The sequence below is a fragment of the Candidatus Desulfolinea nitratireducens genome, from assembly GCF_982879505.1.
Genome location: NZ_CEYOSI010000063.1, coordinates 1 through 16833, shown reverse-complemented (window position 1 = coordinate 16833; position 16833 = coordinate 1). Strand labels below are relative to the sequence as shown.

The window sequence follows — 16833 nt, the reverse complement described above, 5'->3', positions numbered from 1 at the left end:
GGCAGCTGGAGGCGCGGAGCGGGTTGTGCAAAGCGACTTGAGTCGCAAATTCCTGAAGGTGGCAAAAACCTCCTATACCTTAAATGGCTTTCCCATCAACAAAAAGGATTTTCAAATTGGCGACTTCTGGCCACACATCAACCGTCTAAAACGTGCGAATGAGCGCTTTGACTGCGTTTTTCTCGACCCGCCTTTTTTTGCATCCACCAGCAAAGGCCGTGTGGACCTGGCCGAAAACAGCGCGCGACTGATCAACAAGGTGCGTCCATTGATCGTGGACGGCGGTCACCTTGTTGCGATCAACAATGCTCTTTTTCAGCGAGGAACCGACTTTTTTCATACACTTGAGGAACTCTGTAAAGATGGCTACCTGGAAATCGAAAGCTTGATTCCAGCACCAGAGGATTTCACCGGATACGCAGAGACGCGCGTCGGTGTGCCACCTGTCGACCCAGCCCCCTTCAACCATTCGACAAAAATTGCTATACTAAGGGTCCGAAGAAAAGAAAGCTGAGGAGCTTACGATGAAGTTGACTGGTTTACATTTACTATTGACCTATCGCTGTAATTTTGAGTGCGATCATTGCTTCCTGTGGGGCAGCCCCTGGCAAAGTGGCACAATGACCCTGGCGCAAATCCGGGAGATTTTGAAACAGGCACAATATCATCCCTCGATCAAGTCGATCTATTTCGAGGGCGGCGAACCATTTCTTTATTATCCAATTTTGCTAAAAGGTATTCAGCTCGCTGCTGAACTTGGCTTCGAGACCGGAATCGTCTCCAACGGCTATTGGGCAACCAGCAAAGAAGATGCCCTCGAATGGCTGCGCCCATTTGAGGGGACACTTGGCAGCATCTCAGTCAGCAGCGACCTCTTTCATTACAACGAAGTTCTCAGCCAACAAGCACAGAACGCAGAATCCGCTGCACTCGAATTAGGAATTGAGCTCAGCTTTATCAGCATTGCCCAACCGGACGATGGATCCGTCGAAACTGGCGTTGGCCAATTACCCGAGGGTTTTTCAGGGATCAAATATCAGGGACGCGCCGCAGCGAAACTGGCAAATCGTGTTGAAGGACAGCCGTGGAAATCATTCACAGCATGCCCCTATGAAGATCTGCGCGAACCGGGACGCGTCCACATCGACCCCTTTGGGCAGATGCATATCTGTCAGGGGATCTCACTTGGAAATATATTCGAGACACCCATAAACGAAATATGCGAGTCGTATAACGCTGAGACGCATCCAATCACAGGAGCGTTATTAAATGGCGGCCCGGCCGAATTGGCCGTACGAAACGGGTTGTCTCCTGAAAAGAATTACGCGGATGCCTGCCATCTTTGCGATTGGGCGCGCAGGGAACTACGCCCACAATTCAGCGAAATTCTGACCCCCGACCAGATGTATGGTGAGCTTTAGTGGAAATCATCTTCAAACCTATCGGCATTATCTACAGCCCCTTCACCAGCCTGAAGGAGATGCCTATCCAACCGACAAGCGATTCCAGCGCCCCAGGTAGGATAGAAATCCAGCCTGAGTTTGTAGAGGGATTGAAAGACCTGGAGGGATTTTCGCATATATACCTGCTCTATCACTTTCACCAGGGAGGCTCCGCCAAGCTAACCGTGACGCCCTTCCTGGACAAAGAGCCCCGCGGAATATTTGCGACTCGTGCACCTCGCCGACCAAATCCAATTGGATTGTCTTTAGTGAAACTCACCAGCATTAAGGGAAATCTGGTCTACGTTGATGATATTGATATTCTCAACGGAACACCGCTGATAGACATCAAGCCCTATATCCCGGAGTTCGAAAATGCTCAAGATGTTCAAATTGGGTGGCTGGATAAATCCAAGGGGAAAGTTAAAAATAAGAAATCAGACAGTCGTTTTCTCGGCGAACTCTAAGTCAAATCTACAGAAACTTATCTGTCACCTTCTCTCTGCCTCCACTAAACTGAAGGCATGATCACTTTTGCGAAAAAACAAACTCTCACGACAACTCACCGCACACTGAAAATTCTGGCTGTATTGGTTTGGGTAATAGGTGGCGTGATGCTCATCCGTAAAGGCAGCGAGCTGCTTATCGAGGCTTATTCACTTAACTCAATAATGGCATGGATAGGTTTCTCCATTGCGCTCGGAGTTATTTTGGGCAGTTTGAAGTCCAAATATCTTTTCGTCAAAAGCTGCAGGAAAAATCTTGTCCGGATCGATGCGCTGGAAGACCCCAGGCTGTGGCAATTTTATCGCCCCAAATTCTTCTTGTTTTTAACCTTAATGATTGGAACAGGCGTGACCCTGTCCCGCATGGCTCATGGCAGTTTTCCCTTCCTGTTGAGTGTCGCTGCATTGGATCTCAGTATTGCCACCGCGCTCCTTAGCAGCAGTGTTGTTTATTGGCAGGAAAAAGCATTTTCAAAATAGCATCGCACCCATTTTTGAAGCGGTTGCAATATTTGCAGTCGCTTTTTAATTGCACATATTAATTACAGCACCATCTGGGTGGTTATTAATGCGATGCTGTGATTTTGATTTCAATAGAACGTCCGTTATAATCCCATTGCATGAAAACCCAGATCATCCAACTCGAGCCACATGACGATCATATCTCAATTCGCGATAAAATGAATTGGAGCAAAACACCGCGTGTCCTATTAATTTGGCCGCGACGACGAAGGGTGGATTTGAGTACCCTTGACCTGAAATTGCTCCAACGTCATGCCATCAATCTTGGTTCGGAATTGGGATTGGTAACAAAATCCAATCGGGTAATTCGTGCAGCTGCGGAATTAGGTATCCCGGTTTTTGCGAACAACCTGGCAGCCCAACGTGAAGCATGGCAACCACAAAAGCGTTCGCAATATAAACGACCCTCACAGCGGAAAAACCTGCGCCAAAAAGGTGCAGAATTTAATCGATCTGAAGCAAATTGGAGAAAGCATCCTATCGTACGATTGGGGTTTTCCACCCTTGCGGCGCTGGCGGTTCTCACACTCGCTATTACGTTTTTTCCGAAGGCGGAGATCACAATTGAGCCAGAAAGGCGCCTCCAAACTGTGACCATCCCGGTTCGGGCAAGCGCCCAGGTTCAGGATGTTTTCCTTTCAGGCAGCGTTCCCGCCCAAACACTGACTGTCTACTTAACGAATCAGCGTTCTCTCGCCGCAAGCGGACAGATGGCGGTACCAGCCGAGGTTGCGCGTGGTACGGTCATTTTTCGTAACCTCACCGATCTCCCCGTAAAGATTCCTGCCGGGACGATCATTCGCAGTAGCACTGATGAAGAAATCCGTTTTACGACATTGGAAGATGGAGAGATAGCTGGTGGCGTGGACGAAAATATCGCAATTTCCGTCAAGGCACTGATTTTTGGCGAGCGTGGCAACCTTGAACCTGACATGCTTCAGGCCATTGAAGGGGAACTCGGTCTTTGGCTGGCAGCCACCAACCCCGAAGCAACAACCGGCGGCGGCGATAGTTTTGTAAGTGCACCTACTACGCGTGATCGCGAAGAACTGCGTGATCTGGTAATGGCTTATTTTTATGCCCATGTTGATGAAGAAATCCAAAAAGAAATGGATGCAAAAGATCTGGTATTTCCTGAAAGTCTCACCGAAGCAGAAATACTTGCAGAAGATTATGAACCATCTGAAGGGGAACCGGGAGATCGCCTGGAATTGACCATGCGTGTTTCCTTTCATGTAGAATTCGCTAGGGAAACAGACCTGGCGCAACTGGCACAGTCGTCGCTTTCAGCCTCACTCCCACAGGGATATTCCCCGATCCCTGAATCGCTGCAATTCAACCCTGTAAGCGCATTCGAATATAATCTCCCGGGTACAACCTCCTGGCAGATGCGCGTTGAACAGGAATTAAGCGCCAATATTTCTGCCATAAAAGTCGCTGGCTGGGTACAGGGACGCACTCCGGAAATTGCCAGACAACGTCTTGAAGAAAATCTTGAGTTAGCCTCTGTGCCGAAAATAAGCATAACCCCCTCATGGTGGTCCTGGCTCCCTATCGCTCCATTTCGGATTGATGTCATTTTAAAATAACAAATTATGAGAATATTAGCCGTTGACCCAGGACAGAAGAATATTGGTCTCGCCTTAAGTGACGAGACCGCCACCATTGCCAATCCATTGACCATCATCAAGCATATTAGGCGTGAAATAGATGCTGCGCAAGTCGCCACAATCGCGACAGAAAAAGACGCCGAATTGATCGTCATTGGGCAATCTCTTGATGAAAATGGGAAGCCAAATTTTGAAGGACGCCGCTCTGCCCGTTTCGCCAAGGCTTTACGAACGCAAACCGATCTCCCAATAAAACTCTGGGACGAATCCTACAGCACCCAATACGCCCGCCAGGCTCGCATACAAATGGGTGTCTCGCGCAAAAAGCGCTCTGGCCATCTTGATGATATTGCCGCCACGGTTATTCTGCAATCCTATTTGGACGCGCATCGCGACTGATCAATCTCATGCGTCGCTTCCTCTTTTTACTCTCCCTCCTTTTCGTCCTCCTTATCCTGGCTGCTATCTTCGTCGTCCCCCTGATTGCTGCACGACTTTATGGCCCCCCATCTCCGGCTATTGCGGGAATTCAACACCTGCAATACGCAGTAAAAATCCTCTGGTATGACACAACCATCAGCCTGCCTGCTGACATTTATGGCACAGAGCAAAACTTCAATATTGCATTGGGAGAATCCCCCTACGAAATCGCAATACGCCTCCAAGAACAAGGTCTTATTCTTGACACTGAGGCCTTTATCACCCTGCTCGTCTATACCGGGATGGATACTGGCCTTCTGCCAGGCAATTATCGCCTCAGCCCTTCCCTTTCCATGAGAAGTATCGCCGGAACCCTGCAAGACACACGCGCCAGTCAGGTTCTCTTTGTCATCCTTCCCGGTTGGCGGATGGAGGAAGTTGCCGCTTCGCTCCCCACCTCTGGCTTGCACATTTCAGAAGTGGAATTTCTCGCAGCCGTGCGGACCCCGCCACTAGGCATCTTTGACGTGGATCCGCCAACAAGCGAAGGATTTCTCTTCCCTGATTCATACCTTCTGTCACGGAATCTGACCGCCGATCAGCTCATCACCGAGTTAACGCTGAATTTCGCGCGCCATCTTACTCCCGAAATCAAATTGGGTTTTACGCAACAGGGATTAACGGTTTATGAAGGAGTGAAGCTGGCCTCCATTGTCGAGAGAGAAGCTGTCGTCGCGGATGAGCAGGAGATGATCGCCTCGGTATTTCTCAATCGACTAAGAGCAGGCCAAAAACTCGAGTCCGATCCGACGGTGCAATATGCACTCGGCTATGATGAGATCAGCCAGAGCTGGTGGAAAAGCGGACTCACTTATGCCGATCTCGAAGTCGATTCCCCTTATAATGCCTATCTATATCCCGGTTTGCCACCCGGACCAATTTGCAATCCATCATTGGGAGCGCTGGAGGCGGTCGCCTTTCCTGCCGAAACGCCTTATTATTTCTTCCGCGCCCGTTGTGATGGGACGGGATTACACGCCTTTGCCGAGACCTTTGAAGAACATCTGGCAAATGCCTGCGAGTAATCATCTTTATGAAACGCTTCCTTTTTAATTTGATGTACCTCCACCACGCTCCCTGGGATAGCGGTATCTCGCCACCTGAATTATTCGAATTCATCGAAACACATCCTCCTGGACACGCCATCGACCTTGGCTGTGGTACGGGGACGAATGTAATCACTCTCGCTCAACATGGATGGCAAGTGAGCGGCGTCGATTTTGCAGCGCGCGCCATCAAAACTGCTCACCGAAAAGCCAAACATGCCAATATTGATGCCGATTTACACGTTAGCGATGTCACCAGGTTACATGGAATGACGGGTCCGTATGATCTTGCATTGGATATGGGCTGCTTTCATAATCTGGAATATAAAAAAGAAGATTATCTCCATCGGCTGGATCAAATTCTGGCTCCAGGTGGATTCTGGCTACTCTATGCCCACATGCTTTCGTCAGAGTTTGGAGACCAAAAACACGGTCTGTCAGCAGCTGAATTTGAAATTGCCTCTGCCCGATTCACTCTGATCTCACGAACAGATAGTCTCGACAAGATCGGTCGTGATGCAGTCTGGGCTTTATTTCAAAAATCAGAATAATTTTTACAGGTAAAGGCGGGTCTAAAATCCGCCTCAACATTATTATTATGAAATTTCTTTTCATCTTCTTAGACGGCATCGGCCTTGGTGCTGATGATCCTGAAACAAATCCTTTTGCTCGGGCAAAAATGCCAACATTGTACGCTCTGCTTGGCGGTCAATCAATGGTTGCATCCTCTGCGCCCCATCATGGCGAGCAAGCATCGCTGCTCTCATTGGATGCATCTCTCGGTGTGGATGGCCTTCCCCAATCCGCGACTGGGCAGGCAACGCTGCTGACCGGCATCAATATTCCCGCAGAGATCGGATATCACTACGGGCCAAAGCCAAATGCTGCCGTAAGGCAATATTTACTCAATGGGGATAGTTCACCACAAAGAGCACAATACCCTGACGGGCACACGAGAAACACAAAGGAAATACGTAAACACTGGAATGGCACTATATTTTCATGGTTACGCGCAAATAATAAGACGGCTGCATTGCTCAGCGCATACCCTGAAGGTTATTTTAAAGGGATCAACTCCGGGAAACGACTATACTCTGCGATTCCCCTCGCTGTAACGGAGGCGGGGCTGCCCCTCTTTACCGCAGAAGATTTTTATGCTGGACGAGCCCTCTCAGCCGATATTACCGGTGAAGGCTGGCGCCGGATGCTCAAGGATGAAAATGCGCCTGTCCTTTCTCCGGAGGCCGCAGGCGCGAAACTGATTGAGCTGGCAACCCGATACGATTTCTCGTTTTTTGAATATTGGGCCAGCGACTATGCCGGCCACCGGCAGGACATGAATTGGGCTGTAAAACAACTCGAAGATCTCGACGGGATCTTAGCTGGCCTGCTGGATACCATGCCAGATGACCTGCTGGTTCTGCTGACCTCCGATCATGGGAATATGGAAGACATCTCCACGCGACGGCACACGGGTGCACCCGTGCCGGGCTTGCTGATCGGAACAAAGGGTCTCAGAGAGAGGTTTGTGGGGAATAACTCAGGTGGCATAAAAGACTTGACAGATATCACACCCGCAATAAAACGAGTTTTCTCGTAGCTTGATATAATGAATAAATGACTGACGCAAAACACCTTTTCCCTTACAGTAATGCTCTGCGTTACGGCTTGTCTCCAATACCCCAACGCAGAGCATTGGGACAAAGGTTACAGAATGCGTAAATCATAATTAAAAAAATCAGAGGTGATTATGGCAAAGCAAACTTTTAAATGGGACGATCCCTTTTTGCTCAACGAGCAGCTGGATGATGAAGAACGGATGATCCGTGATACTGCACGGAGATTTTGTCAGGATAAATTGATGCCGGGCATTATCGAGGCAAACCGCAACGAGACCTTTGATCGAGAGATCATGACCGAAATGGGTGGTATGGGTCTCCTCGGTTCCACAATTCCTGAAGAATATGGTGGGTCGGGCTTGAGTTATGTCGTTTATGGTCTGATTGCCCGCGAAGTGGAGCGCGTGGATAGCGGCTATCGCAGCGCCATGAGCGTCCAAAGCTCATTGGTGATGCACCCCATTTACACCTATGGGACCGAGGAACAGCGTCGTAAATATCTGCCAAAACTGGCCAGTGGAGAGTGGGTCGGCTGTTTCGGCCTGACCGAACCCAATCACGGCAGTGACCCTGGCAGCATGGAAACCCGCGCAAAAAAAGTGGATGGCGGTTGGATCCTGCATGGCAGCAAAACCTGGATCACAAATTCTTCTATTGCGGATGTCTTCGTTGTTTGGGCAAAAGCCAGCACAGACGGAGAGATTCACGGCTTCATTCTTGAGAAAGGGATGAAGGGATTAAGCGCTCCGAAGATCGAAGGGAAGTTCAGCCTGCGCGCCAGTGTCACTGGGGAGATCGTGATGGATGAAGTCTTTGTCCCTGACGAGAATTTTTTCCAAAATGTGGTTGGTCTGAAAGGTCCGTTTGGTTGTTTAAACAGGGCCCGTTATGGCATTTCGTGGGGCGCTTTAGGCGCAGCTGAATTTTGCTGGCATGCGGCACGACAATACACTTTGGACCGTCCGCAGTTTGGACGTCCGCTTGCAGCCAACCAACTGATCCAGCTCAAACTGGCAAATATGATGACAGAAATCACACTGGGCTTGCAAAGTGTCTTACGCGTGGGACGTTTGATGGATGAGGGAAAATTCACCCCTGAGATGATCTCGCTGGTCAAACGCAATTCATGTGGCAAGGCCCTTGAAATTGCCCGCCATGCGCGTGATATGCATGGTGCCAATGGTGTCTCAGATGAGTATCATATTATCCGTCATCTGATGAACCTTGAATCGGTTAACACCTATGAAGGCACGAATGATATCCATGCGCTGATACTTGGCAAAGCACAGACGGGTATTCAGGCTTTCTTATAAGGCAACCTATAAAAAATACGCAAAACTGCACAGAGGTTATCAATCCCTGGCTCAATTGCATTTAGCCTCCTTTTCCACCTCAATTACCGGTCGCTTTTATTTTTTGGGATATAATCATGCAAAGTTTCACAAATCATATATTTTTCTGGAAAAACATGAATTTCTCACCAACTGATAAATCAACCATGATTGAAAAGATGGTCTGAGATTCCATGAACAACTTCCCAATCTTCAAGCATTAAAACATAAGGAGAGACATCTTGAAAATCGTAGTCTGTGTCAAACAAGTGCCAGACTCCGCGGCAAATCTCGTCGCGGAGAACGGAGTAGCCTCCTGGGGCGATGCACCACTGGTCATCAACCCATGGGATGAGTACGCTGTTGAAGCGGCACTCAATATGGGCGGGGACGTAACCGTCGTCAGCATGGGCGATGAAAACGCCAAAGAAGCCCTCAAACACGCCCTTGCGATGGGTTGCCAGGAAGCAATTCTGGTTTCTGACCCCGCCCTCGCCAATGTCGATACGCAGGGAGCTGCCAAAGCTCTCGCCGCCGCCATTGAAAAGATCGGCGATGTAAAAATGGCCTTCTTTGGCCGCCAGGCCATTGATGGTGATGCCGGAATTACCCCTGCGCAGACTGCACGCGTGCTGGGATGGCCTGCACTCACCTTCACCGCGTCCATCGCAGTGGATGGTGATTCTGTAAAAGTTGAGCGATCAGTGGAAGAAGGTCGCCAGACCGTCAGCGCAAACCTGCCCGCTGTCTTCAGCATTGTCAAGGATTATGGCGAGCCACGCTACCCCTCCTTTATGGGAATTCGCAAAGCTTCAAAAGCCGAAATCCCCCTTTGGGGACTGACAGATCTTGGCATAGAAGCCCCTGCTTCGGTTGTCGAATGGCCCGAGCTCAATAACCCGCCGGCTAAAGACGTCAGCGTCGAGATCATCGAAGGCGGCAGCCCCACCGAGATCGCCGAAAAACTGGCCGACAAAATCATGGCGGAGAAAATCCTATGAAAACCTGGGTATATATTGACCACTTTAAAGGGGAGGCCGTTCCTGCATCCTGGGAGACTATTGGCGCGGCAAAATCTCTGGGTAGCGACGTCACGGCTGTTATCCTCGGCACGGGCGTAGACGCGCTAGCCAAGGCCGCATTTGAATATGGTGCGGATGAAGTCGTGCTGGCAGATAATTCTGCTCTCGAAGATTTTCGCGTCGAAGCGTACGCAAACGCCCTTTCCCCGCTCGTTACAGACGCAGCCCCCGGCTTGCTTCTCTTCCCCACTACATCCCGGGGACGTGAGCTGGCTGGCATGGTCGCCATTGATCTGAATACCGGCGTCCTCGTAGACGTGATTGCAATGGAACTCGACGGAGATAAAGTCGTTGCCACGCGTCCGATCTACGCAGGCAAATTGCTCCAGAAAACAGTATGCAATGCCAGCCCACAGATCATCACGGTACGTGGCCGCATATTCGCCAAGCCTGAAGCCGAACCCGGACGCTCGGGAACTCTGACCAAAGTTGACGTCAACGTAGGTGATGCACCGACAACTGTCGAAGGTTATGGCGAATCCACTGGCGGAGTCAGCCTGGCAGATGCGGGCGTGATCGTCTCTGGTGGACGTGGTGTCTCCAATAACCCCAATCTGACTCCCCCAGATGGGATGAGCGACGACGAAGCAGAAGTCTGGCGAGCCCAGCAGGGCTTTGCGCTGATCACAGATTTGGCGGGTGTCCTCAATGCCGCTGTTGGCGCCTCCCGCGCAGCCGTGGATGCGAATTATATCCCCTATGCCAACCAGGTTGGACAAACCGGTAAGGTCGTCAGCCCCGACCTCTATATCGCCAATGGCATTTCTGGTGCCATCCAGCACCTGGCCGGTATGCGCAACTCCAAGGTCATCGTAGCGATCAACAAAGATCCCGATGCTCCCATCTTCAAAATGGCGCGCTATGGCGTGGTTGGTGATCTCCACGAGATCGTTCCCGCGCTGACCGTTGCGATGAAAGCAAAACTCGGTAAGTAAGATTAACTTCCTGACCAAAAATCACCCTTGGAAATCAATCAAGGGTGATTTTTTATTACTGATGCAGTTTTTTGATTTAATATCCATCCCAAAATTATCCCGTAGTGGCGGCTTTAGTCACCCTTTACGGCTGAAGCCGTTACTACAAAAGAATTTTAGGACAGGTTCTAAATAAATCCTTTGGATCGTGGTTATACAATAATTAAATTATCGCTTCGAGATAAACCAACTCGGATTTTCCCCCGGAGCGGCAACCTGAATCACCTCGTTGGTCTCCAGATCAAAGATTCGAATTTGCGAAGGGGCCTGGGTGCTGGCAACAGCATACGCCCGGTACAGGAGATAGCGTCCATCCGCTGACCAAGCCACAGGTCCATGCGTGGTTTCGGTGTCGCTGGTCAGGGGCCGGGCTTCACTCCCATCCGGACGACTGACCCAAAGTTGGTCTCCGCTGGGAGGTCGGGAAAGAGTCCACTCTCCGCGGGAAAACGAGATCCATTCTCCATCTTTTGACCAGGTGGGATTAGTATCATCAAAATACTCCTCAGAGGGCAAAGCCTGAAGGCTGCGATCCTGCAAATCAAATAATGAAATCTTGCTGAGATAAATATCACCGACAAATTGGAGATCGGCCAGCAAAAATCGCATAGCGTTGGGTGACCAGGCTGCCGCCGAGCCGATCTCGGTTGGGAGGGTTTGGCGTTCTCCGGTATCAAGGTTATAAATTTGGATTTCCAGGGGATTGGCAGAGGTATAACTCAACCAGTTTCCATCAAAAGACCAGCGCGGATTATAAGCAGGCATTTGGGCATCCTGAAAAACAGGCTGAGGCTCTTTTGTATTGAGATCCAGCCACCACATGGAGGGGATTCCCAAATAAGCTTGCTCATCCCCAAACTCGAGACGGCTATAAAGAATCTGCTCCTGATTCGGTGACCAAAGAATATCCGAACAGGATTCTTCAGCACAGCTCAGGATGTGTTCCGGCTCCGATATATCCGCATTCCAAAACCAGAGTTCAGAGCCTTTCTTACCATCGGGGGTGGAATAGATCAGACTTCGTCCATCAGGTGAAACGCTGTAGCTCCAGACTCCATTTTTACCATCAGTAATTTGCCGTGCTTCACCCCCTGAAGCCGGGATAAGGAAAAGCTGTTTATGATATGCCTCATCAATCGCGAGATATATAACCTCAGCTTTCTCAAGATCAAAATCACTGGAGCTTCCAAGGTATAAAATACCAGGTGGGAATTTATTGATCGCACTGACACTCAGGGCTGCTCCAAGCCCCAACACAACCAATGCACTGATGACGGGAACAATATATGAAACACGGCTAAACCATTGAAGGCGGGAAAATATTTCTTTGCCTCGCACCATGACGATCCCGATCAGGATCAATACAACCGCCAGCCCTAAACTGAATGAAACGATCAGCCCTAGCCCAAAAGCGATCCGGTTAATCGTCACCGCGATCAACAGGATGGCAATTGCATCCGGGCAGGGAACCAGACCGCCACTGATTCCCAGGGCGATCAGTGAACGCCAACTTATCCCGGAGAGCGGATTTGCTGCCACGGCGGCTACTCCTCGAGGCACAGGAATGGCACCAAATTGCGAAGGATCATGGCTGTGAGCTGGCCCCGGTTCGCTGATATTTTCATCCAGCACGAGGCGAACTCGGTTCTCAGATTTTTCGATCCGCTTTGGGGAGGGATTTTGATTTCTACTTTTACGCTCTATGTAAAAATCCCGCAATCTTGGGACAAGGAGCGCAATCCCCAAAACAAGAATCAACACCCCGGAGATCAGCTCCAGTGTCGGGAAAATTTGCGCCGGCATAAAATATTGCGAAAGGGAGAGAGTCGCCAAACCCAGGGCAAAGACAGAACCTGTATGCACCAGCGTGACCAATAGCCCTAAAACTATGGCGTGATATGCCTTCCCTTGCGAACCAACCAGATATGCAGCGACAATCGTCTTTCCGTGCCCGGGACTGAGCGCATGCAGGGCCCCAAGAAGCAAGGCAATTACATAGGCTGCCATAAATAGAAGCGGAGAAATATCCGGTGTACGCAAAAAGCCTTCGAGAATTGCCAGAAATCCCTGTTGATTCTCGGCCTGCCTGGCAGCTTCTTCAGCCGCCGCACCCAGTCCCAGAGCCTCCACCACAGGTGGAATGGAGGGCTGGCCGCTCTCCCAGAAACTCTCACCATCGTTGATATTCTCCCCGAAAGTTACCTTCAAAAAACCATTATCCTGCTCGGGTGCAGCAAAACTGATCCCCTCTTCGGTATTGATCGTGTACCAGTTCAGGCTGTTTTGGCTATTAAATTCATTCAGCAAAATCAGCTCTTGTCCACCAGAATGATCTATGCCGGCGGGCCAATCGGTGTGCAGCTCGATCAGGATCTGCTCTTCACCGGCTCGGAGCAAATCCAGCTCATCAGGCCATGAAACGGAAGCAAGCTCAAAACTCAGAGAGATATCGTCGAGTTTTACAGAAAAACCCTTCAAGAGCGGAGCAATCCAACTTTCCGCCTCCTCCACCGAAATCGAATCATCCCCATTACCATCCGCCTCCTGCCAAATCACATGAGTCACAATTGGCCCGGGCATAAAGCTCCACAAAATCTGCATATCCTTTGCTGAAAGATTGACCGCAATCGTGTGAAAATACATATCGGCAGGATGTGCCTGAGCGGTTTGCGGCATTAAAAGAGAGAGAATAAATGCTGCAAATAAAAATGGCTTGATCAGTTTTTTCATAAAGAGCGTGAGGTTATTTTACGAAGGACGGCATATCTCGAGGCCGCCCGCGCCAAAATTCCGGATCTGCGAGTCTGTGCCACCCCCTGACGGATAACCGCCCGCAATTCTTCCGGACCCTCAAATTGCGGGAGCGTTAAAGTAGCGCGTCCCAACTCGAAAAGCGAGTGCGCGTCTGAGCCCACCGTTGAGGCGACACCGTGCCTGGCGGCAAACTCATCTGCCTGATGATTCATGTCTGGCAATAAACAGCGCGCGTTGAAGGTTTCAATCGCATCGATGAACGGCAGAATTTCCAGCAGATCGCCCTCCTGCCAATGTCCACGGCGGGTGGAATCAAAAGGATGCGAAACACTGATAAAGGCTCCCTGCTCCTTCAAACGCCGGATGGCGTCCTGTGGCGATAGCCCCGCCGGAATTTCCTCGGTAACGTACGCAGCCAGGAGCTCTCCCTTCGTCGTCATAATTTCTTCTCCGACAATGACCAACCCTGGAGCCATCTTTTGCGCTTCCACCGCCCCGGCAATGGTATTATGATCCGTGATAACAATACGATCGATCCCCTTGCGAATACAAGTCTCAACGAGTCGAGCTGGTGCAACGAGGGAATCTTTTGAATAAATGGTGTGACAATGGAATTCTATACTTATCATAATTGTCAATTCAGATATGCTTGACAAGCATATTCCCTAATTATATACTTGCAGAGTTAGTAACATGCACTAACGAGGAAGAGGGATTTTTAAAAGAGATGATGGCCAGGCTATGACAGAGAATCAAATCCTTTTACAAACACTTATAAACAATATTTTGAGTGAGCCAATTCCCCTGATTGTAGCTCTCTTTATCCTCACTGCCTACTGGGCTTATAAAGCCATACCAATTATCCGAGATAAAAAGGCTTCCAACAGGAAGTATCTAAAAATTATTTCGTACGGAATACCCTTAGTCTCCTTGGTCGGGTTTGTTCTTTTTACAGAAGTCATGGGGATAGCAGCAAGTCAATATGAATTCACATCCTATATGACCGTTGATTTAATCCGCTGGCTTTTCATTTACGCCGTCGTACTTCCATTGGTTTTTATCATAACATTTAAGTCCAGCAAATTTAAAAGTACACTCATTGCATTTTTTCATTTATCAATACTGTTATTGGGTTGGGTGCTTGGAAAATGGTTCGGCATCATAATATATTCAGTGCCGCTTATTGCAGTCTTTTATTTCCTGCTCTATAGCTTGGCACAAGTTATTTTCCCATCATTCGAATTGGAGAATAACGAAGAAAGTAAAAAGGCAAAACAAAATAAATTCCGGGCATTTTTTTGGTATATCTGGGGAGGGCATTATCCGTTTTGGGTGGCCAAAGATAGCACAAGTCGAGATATGGACAAGCGAATTTCCAGCAGAAAATTAAACAAATATAGCAAACCTGGAATAGCCTGGTCTCATTCCCATCAGGTTGTCGGGCTGTCCTTTGGGGCTCAATTTAACAAAGTTGACGGACCAGGACTTTTATTTCTCAGACGTGGCGAACATCCTATTGCTGTGATTGATTTGAGAAAACAAGTAAGAATTGTTTCGGATCTACAAGCCGTTACACAGGATGGCATTTCAATTAGTGCAGCATTATTCACATCTTTCAAGATCGATGATTCAAATTGGAAAAAATGGGATCGGGAATTTCTACACGAAATCTGGCGAAAAGCTCCGATTCTTCAAAAAGGAACTGAGCTTGACCAAAATCTTGATAGCAGCTACCCATATTCATCTGCCCGAGTTCACGCTGCACTAAGTGCAACCAGCATGGAAACGTCTTCAGCACCGGAAGAAAATGGCTCAAATATTTATTGGGATGAGATTGTGGTCCAACGTGTAGAAAGGGAAGCCCGTCTTGCGCTATCTGAACGTACTCTTAATGAGCTGTGGACACCGCGAGATGATCGCAGGGGAGCCAGTGCCCTCGATGAAATAGAAAAAGTAATCATCGAGCGGGTTACGCCACGTTTACATGATTTGGGAGTGAAAATCATAAAAACAAGTGTGGTTGGATTCAATATTCCAGCAGAAGATCCCATTCGCAAGCAACTTATTCGCTCCTGGTTGGGTGCCTGGGAGCAAAAAACACAGAGTGTTATTCAAGATGGTAAAACAGAGGCCGAGATGTCACGAATCATGGCCCAAACATCCACCAGTGATACGTTTATGCAATCCATCGTGGGCAGTTTAAAAAAGGCTCGTGAACTTGATCCCAAATTACCAAAGCAAGTAGTTGCGCTAAATTTCATCTCTACGCTTGAACGACTACTGGAAAACTATGATCCCGAGGATGAAGATAACTCATCCTTGTGGAGAGAAATCCTGTTACGTAAACGCCGAGGCGACTAACTATGACTGGATCCCGCATTTTGGAATTATTATCTGATCTTTTAGTTGCCTTGATTCCTGTGATAGCAGCATTTTTTTGGATCAGATATTTGATCAAACGCAGTATAGATTTGACCAGAACTTTTTATGGATTACCGGAGAATTATGAAGTTTCTTCGCTACTATTTCAGAGAATATTCCCGGAATTATTAGATGGGTTAACACGTCTTCCAATTATCAGAGTAGGCAAGGTGGGAGATTTGGCCGAGAAACACTGGTCACGCTGGCTTGGGGGACCAGCAAAATTGATGATTTTCGATGGTGTTGCCCTTTATCTGGAAAAGGGAAGTAAGTTTTCTCGAGTTGTCGGTCCTGGTTTACCAATGCCCTTTCTCGAACGGAATGAAACCATCAAATTAGCCATTGATTTACGCCCACAGGTAGTAACCAGGAAAGGAATAAAAACCTGGACAAAAGACGGTATCGAGGTCCAATTTATTGTGCGTGCTGAGTTTCAGATTGCATCCAGTGATGAGGCAAGGCAAAACTCAGTCATCCTTGAAGAAAGTAAGGGTGCAACCAATCTCAGGTTTCCTTACGATGCCAAGGCTGTAAAGCGGGTTGTTGAAAGCATTGCAGTTGAATATAACAATGAAACAAAAATGTCTTCTGAAAGATCCTGGGAACGCAGCGCACTGAGAACTACGGTCGGCAAAATAAAGGCGTATATTGCAGGACACTCTATTGATGAACTTCTCCTGCTTGACGTGAATTCTCCTCAACTATCCTCGTTCCAGGTATCTGATGAGCTCCTTGTGAGCATCAATGAAAGCCTGTTTATTGATGGCTCCCAGATTCTTAGTTTGCAGATAAAAGAATTCCTTCCCGTAGATCAGGAAATTTCTGATAAACAACAAAAATACTGGGAAGCGAAAAGAGAAATTATCAACATGGCAAGGGTTGGGGAGACCAAAGCTGAGGGGATTCGCGCAAAACAACGCGCCCGAACGATTGCCCAACAAGATCTATTAAACTCCCTGATTGAAAATCTTGATGAAATCAATAAAGATTTTAAGGGAATAGACCCTGATCGCTTTTCAGAGGCATCCATTCTTCTTCTAACCCAA

General features: G+C 48.6%; 16 protein-coding genes. 14 read left to right on the top strand and 2 right to left on the bottom strand.

Going from position 1 to position 16833, the window contains the following annotated elements; translation table 11 throughout:
* The 12 genes from AC3DOM_RS07510 to AC3DOM_RS07455 form a co-directional block, all read left to right on the top strand.
* On the top strand, window positions 1-514 hold a 514-nt coding region (locus AC3DOM_RS07510; RefSeq protein WP_487918418.1), incomplete at its 5' end, for a class I SAM-dependent methyltransferase.
* A 10-nt stretch (window positions 515-524) separates the two neighbouring features.
* Complete coding sequence (locus AC3DOM_RS07505; RefSeq protein ID WP_487918417.1) at window positions 525-1421, top strand: radical SAM protein; 897 nt, start codon at window positions 525-527, stop codon at window positions 1419-1421.
* The gene (gene tsaA / locus AC3DOM_RS07500) at window positions 1421-1909 is read left to right on the top strand and encodes a tRNA (N6-threonylcarbamoyladenosine(37)-N6)-methyltransferase TrmO (protein WP_487918416.1); all 489 of its coding nucleotides are present in this window, start codon (window positions 1421-1423) and stop codon (window positions 1907-1909) included. Before AC3DOM_RS07505 ends, tsaA begins: the two co-directional genes overlap by 1 nt.
* Window positions 1910-1966: 57 nt before the next feature.
* Window positions 1967-2428, top strand: coding sequence for a hypothetical protein (locus AC3DOM_RS07495; protein WP_487918415.1), 462 nt, complete (start codon window positions 1967-1969; stop codon window positions 2426-2428).
* A gap of 140 nt (window positions 2429-2568) precedes the next feature.
* Complete coding sequence (locus AC3DOM_RS07490) at window positions 2569-4059, top strand: baseplate J/gp47 family protein (RefSeq protein WP_487918414.1); 1491 nt, start codon at window positions 2569-2571, stop codon at window positions 4057-4059.
* A gap of 6 nt (window positions 4060-4065) precedes the next feature.
* Complete coding sequence (ruvX, locus tag AC3DOM_RS07485; RefSeq protein ID WP_487918413.1) at window positions 4066-4479, top strand: Holliday junction resolvase RuvX; 414 nt, start codon at window positions 4066-4068, stop codon at window positions 4477-4479.
* Between the two features lie 8 nt (window positions 4480-4487).
* Window positions 4488-5585 (top strand): endolytic transglycosylase MltG, encoded by a 1098-nt coding sequence (gene mltG, locus AC3DOM_RS07480; protein ID WP_487918412.1) that lies wholly within the window; start codon window positions 4488-4490, stop codon window positions 5583-5585.
* 8 nt (window positions 5586-5593) lie between these two features.
* Entirely contained in the window at window positions 5594-6157 is a 564-nt protein-coding gene (locus AC3DOM_RS07475) for a class I SAM-dependent methyltransferase (RefSeq protein WP_487918411.1), read from the top strand.
* A 47-nt stretch (window positions 6158-6204) separates the two neighbouring features.
* Complete coding sequence (locus tag AC3DOM_RS07470; RefSeq protein ID WP_487918410.1) at window positions 6205-7206, top strand: hypothetical protein; 1002 nt, start codon at window positions 6205-6207, stop codon at window positions 7204-7206.
* A 150-nt stretch (window positions 7207-7356) separates the two neighbouring features.
* Window positions 7357-8538 (top strand): acyl-CoA dehydrogenase, encoded by a 1182-nt coding sequence (locus AC3DOM_RS07465; protein ID WP_487918409.1) that lies wholly within the window; start codon window positions 7357-7359, stop codon window positions 8536-8538.
* Between the two features lie 260 nt (window positions 8539-8798).
* Window positions 8799-9557, top strand: a complete 759-nt coding sequence (locus AC3DOM_RS07460; RefSeq protein WP_487918408.1) for an electron transfer flavoprotein subunit beta/FixA family protein — start codon at window positions 8799-8801, stop codon at window positions 9555-9557.
* A complete protein-coding gene (locus AC3DOM_RS07455; protein ID WP_487918407.1) occupies window positions 9554-10573 on the top strand; it encodes an electron transfer flavoprotein subunit alpha/FixB family protein in 1020 nt (339 codons plus the stop codon). Before AC3DOM_RS07460 ends, AC3DOM_RS07455 begins: the two co-directional genes overlap by 4 nt.
* Window positions 10574-10780: 207 nt before the next feature.
* Here the strand turns inward: AC3DOM_RS07455 and AC3DOM_RS07450 are convergent, their stop codons facing one another.
* Window positions 10781-13342 (bottom strand): HoxN/HupN/NixA family nickel/cobalt transporter, encoded by a 2562-nt coding sequence (locus tag AC3DOM_RS07450; RefSeq protein ID WP_487918406.1) that lies wholly within the window; start codon window positions 13340-13342, stop codon window positions 10781-10783.
* A complete protein-coding gene (locus tag AC3DOM_RS07445) occupies window positions 13339-14022 on the bottom strand; it encodes a PHP domain-containing protein (RefSeq protein WP_487918405.1) in 684 nt (227 codons plus the stop codon). Before AC3DOM_RS07445 ends, AC3DOM_RS07450 begins: the two co-directional genes overlap by 4 nt.
* Before the next feature lie 85 nt (window positions 14023-14107).
* Here AC3DOM_RS07445 and AC3DOM_RS07440 point away from each other — a divergent pair, with 85 nt between their 5' ends.
* Together AC3DOM_RS07440 and AC3DOM_RS07435 are read left to right on the top strand one after the other, a co-directional pair.
* Window positions 14108-15727 (top strand): hypothetical protein, encoded by a 1620-nt coding sequence (locus AC3DOM_RS07440; protein WP_487918404.1) that lies wholly within the window; start codon window positions 14108-14110, stop codon window positions 15725-15727.
* 2 nt (window positions 15728-15729) lie between these two features.
* Window positions 15730-16833: SPFH domain-containing protein (locus AC3DOM_RS07435; RefSeq protein WP_487918403.1), on the top strand; the 1104-nt coding region annotated here is incomplete at its 3' end.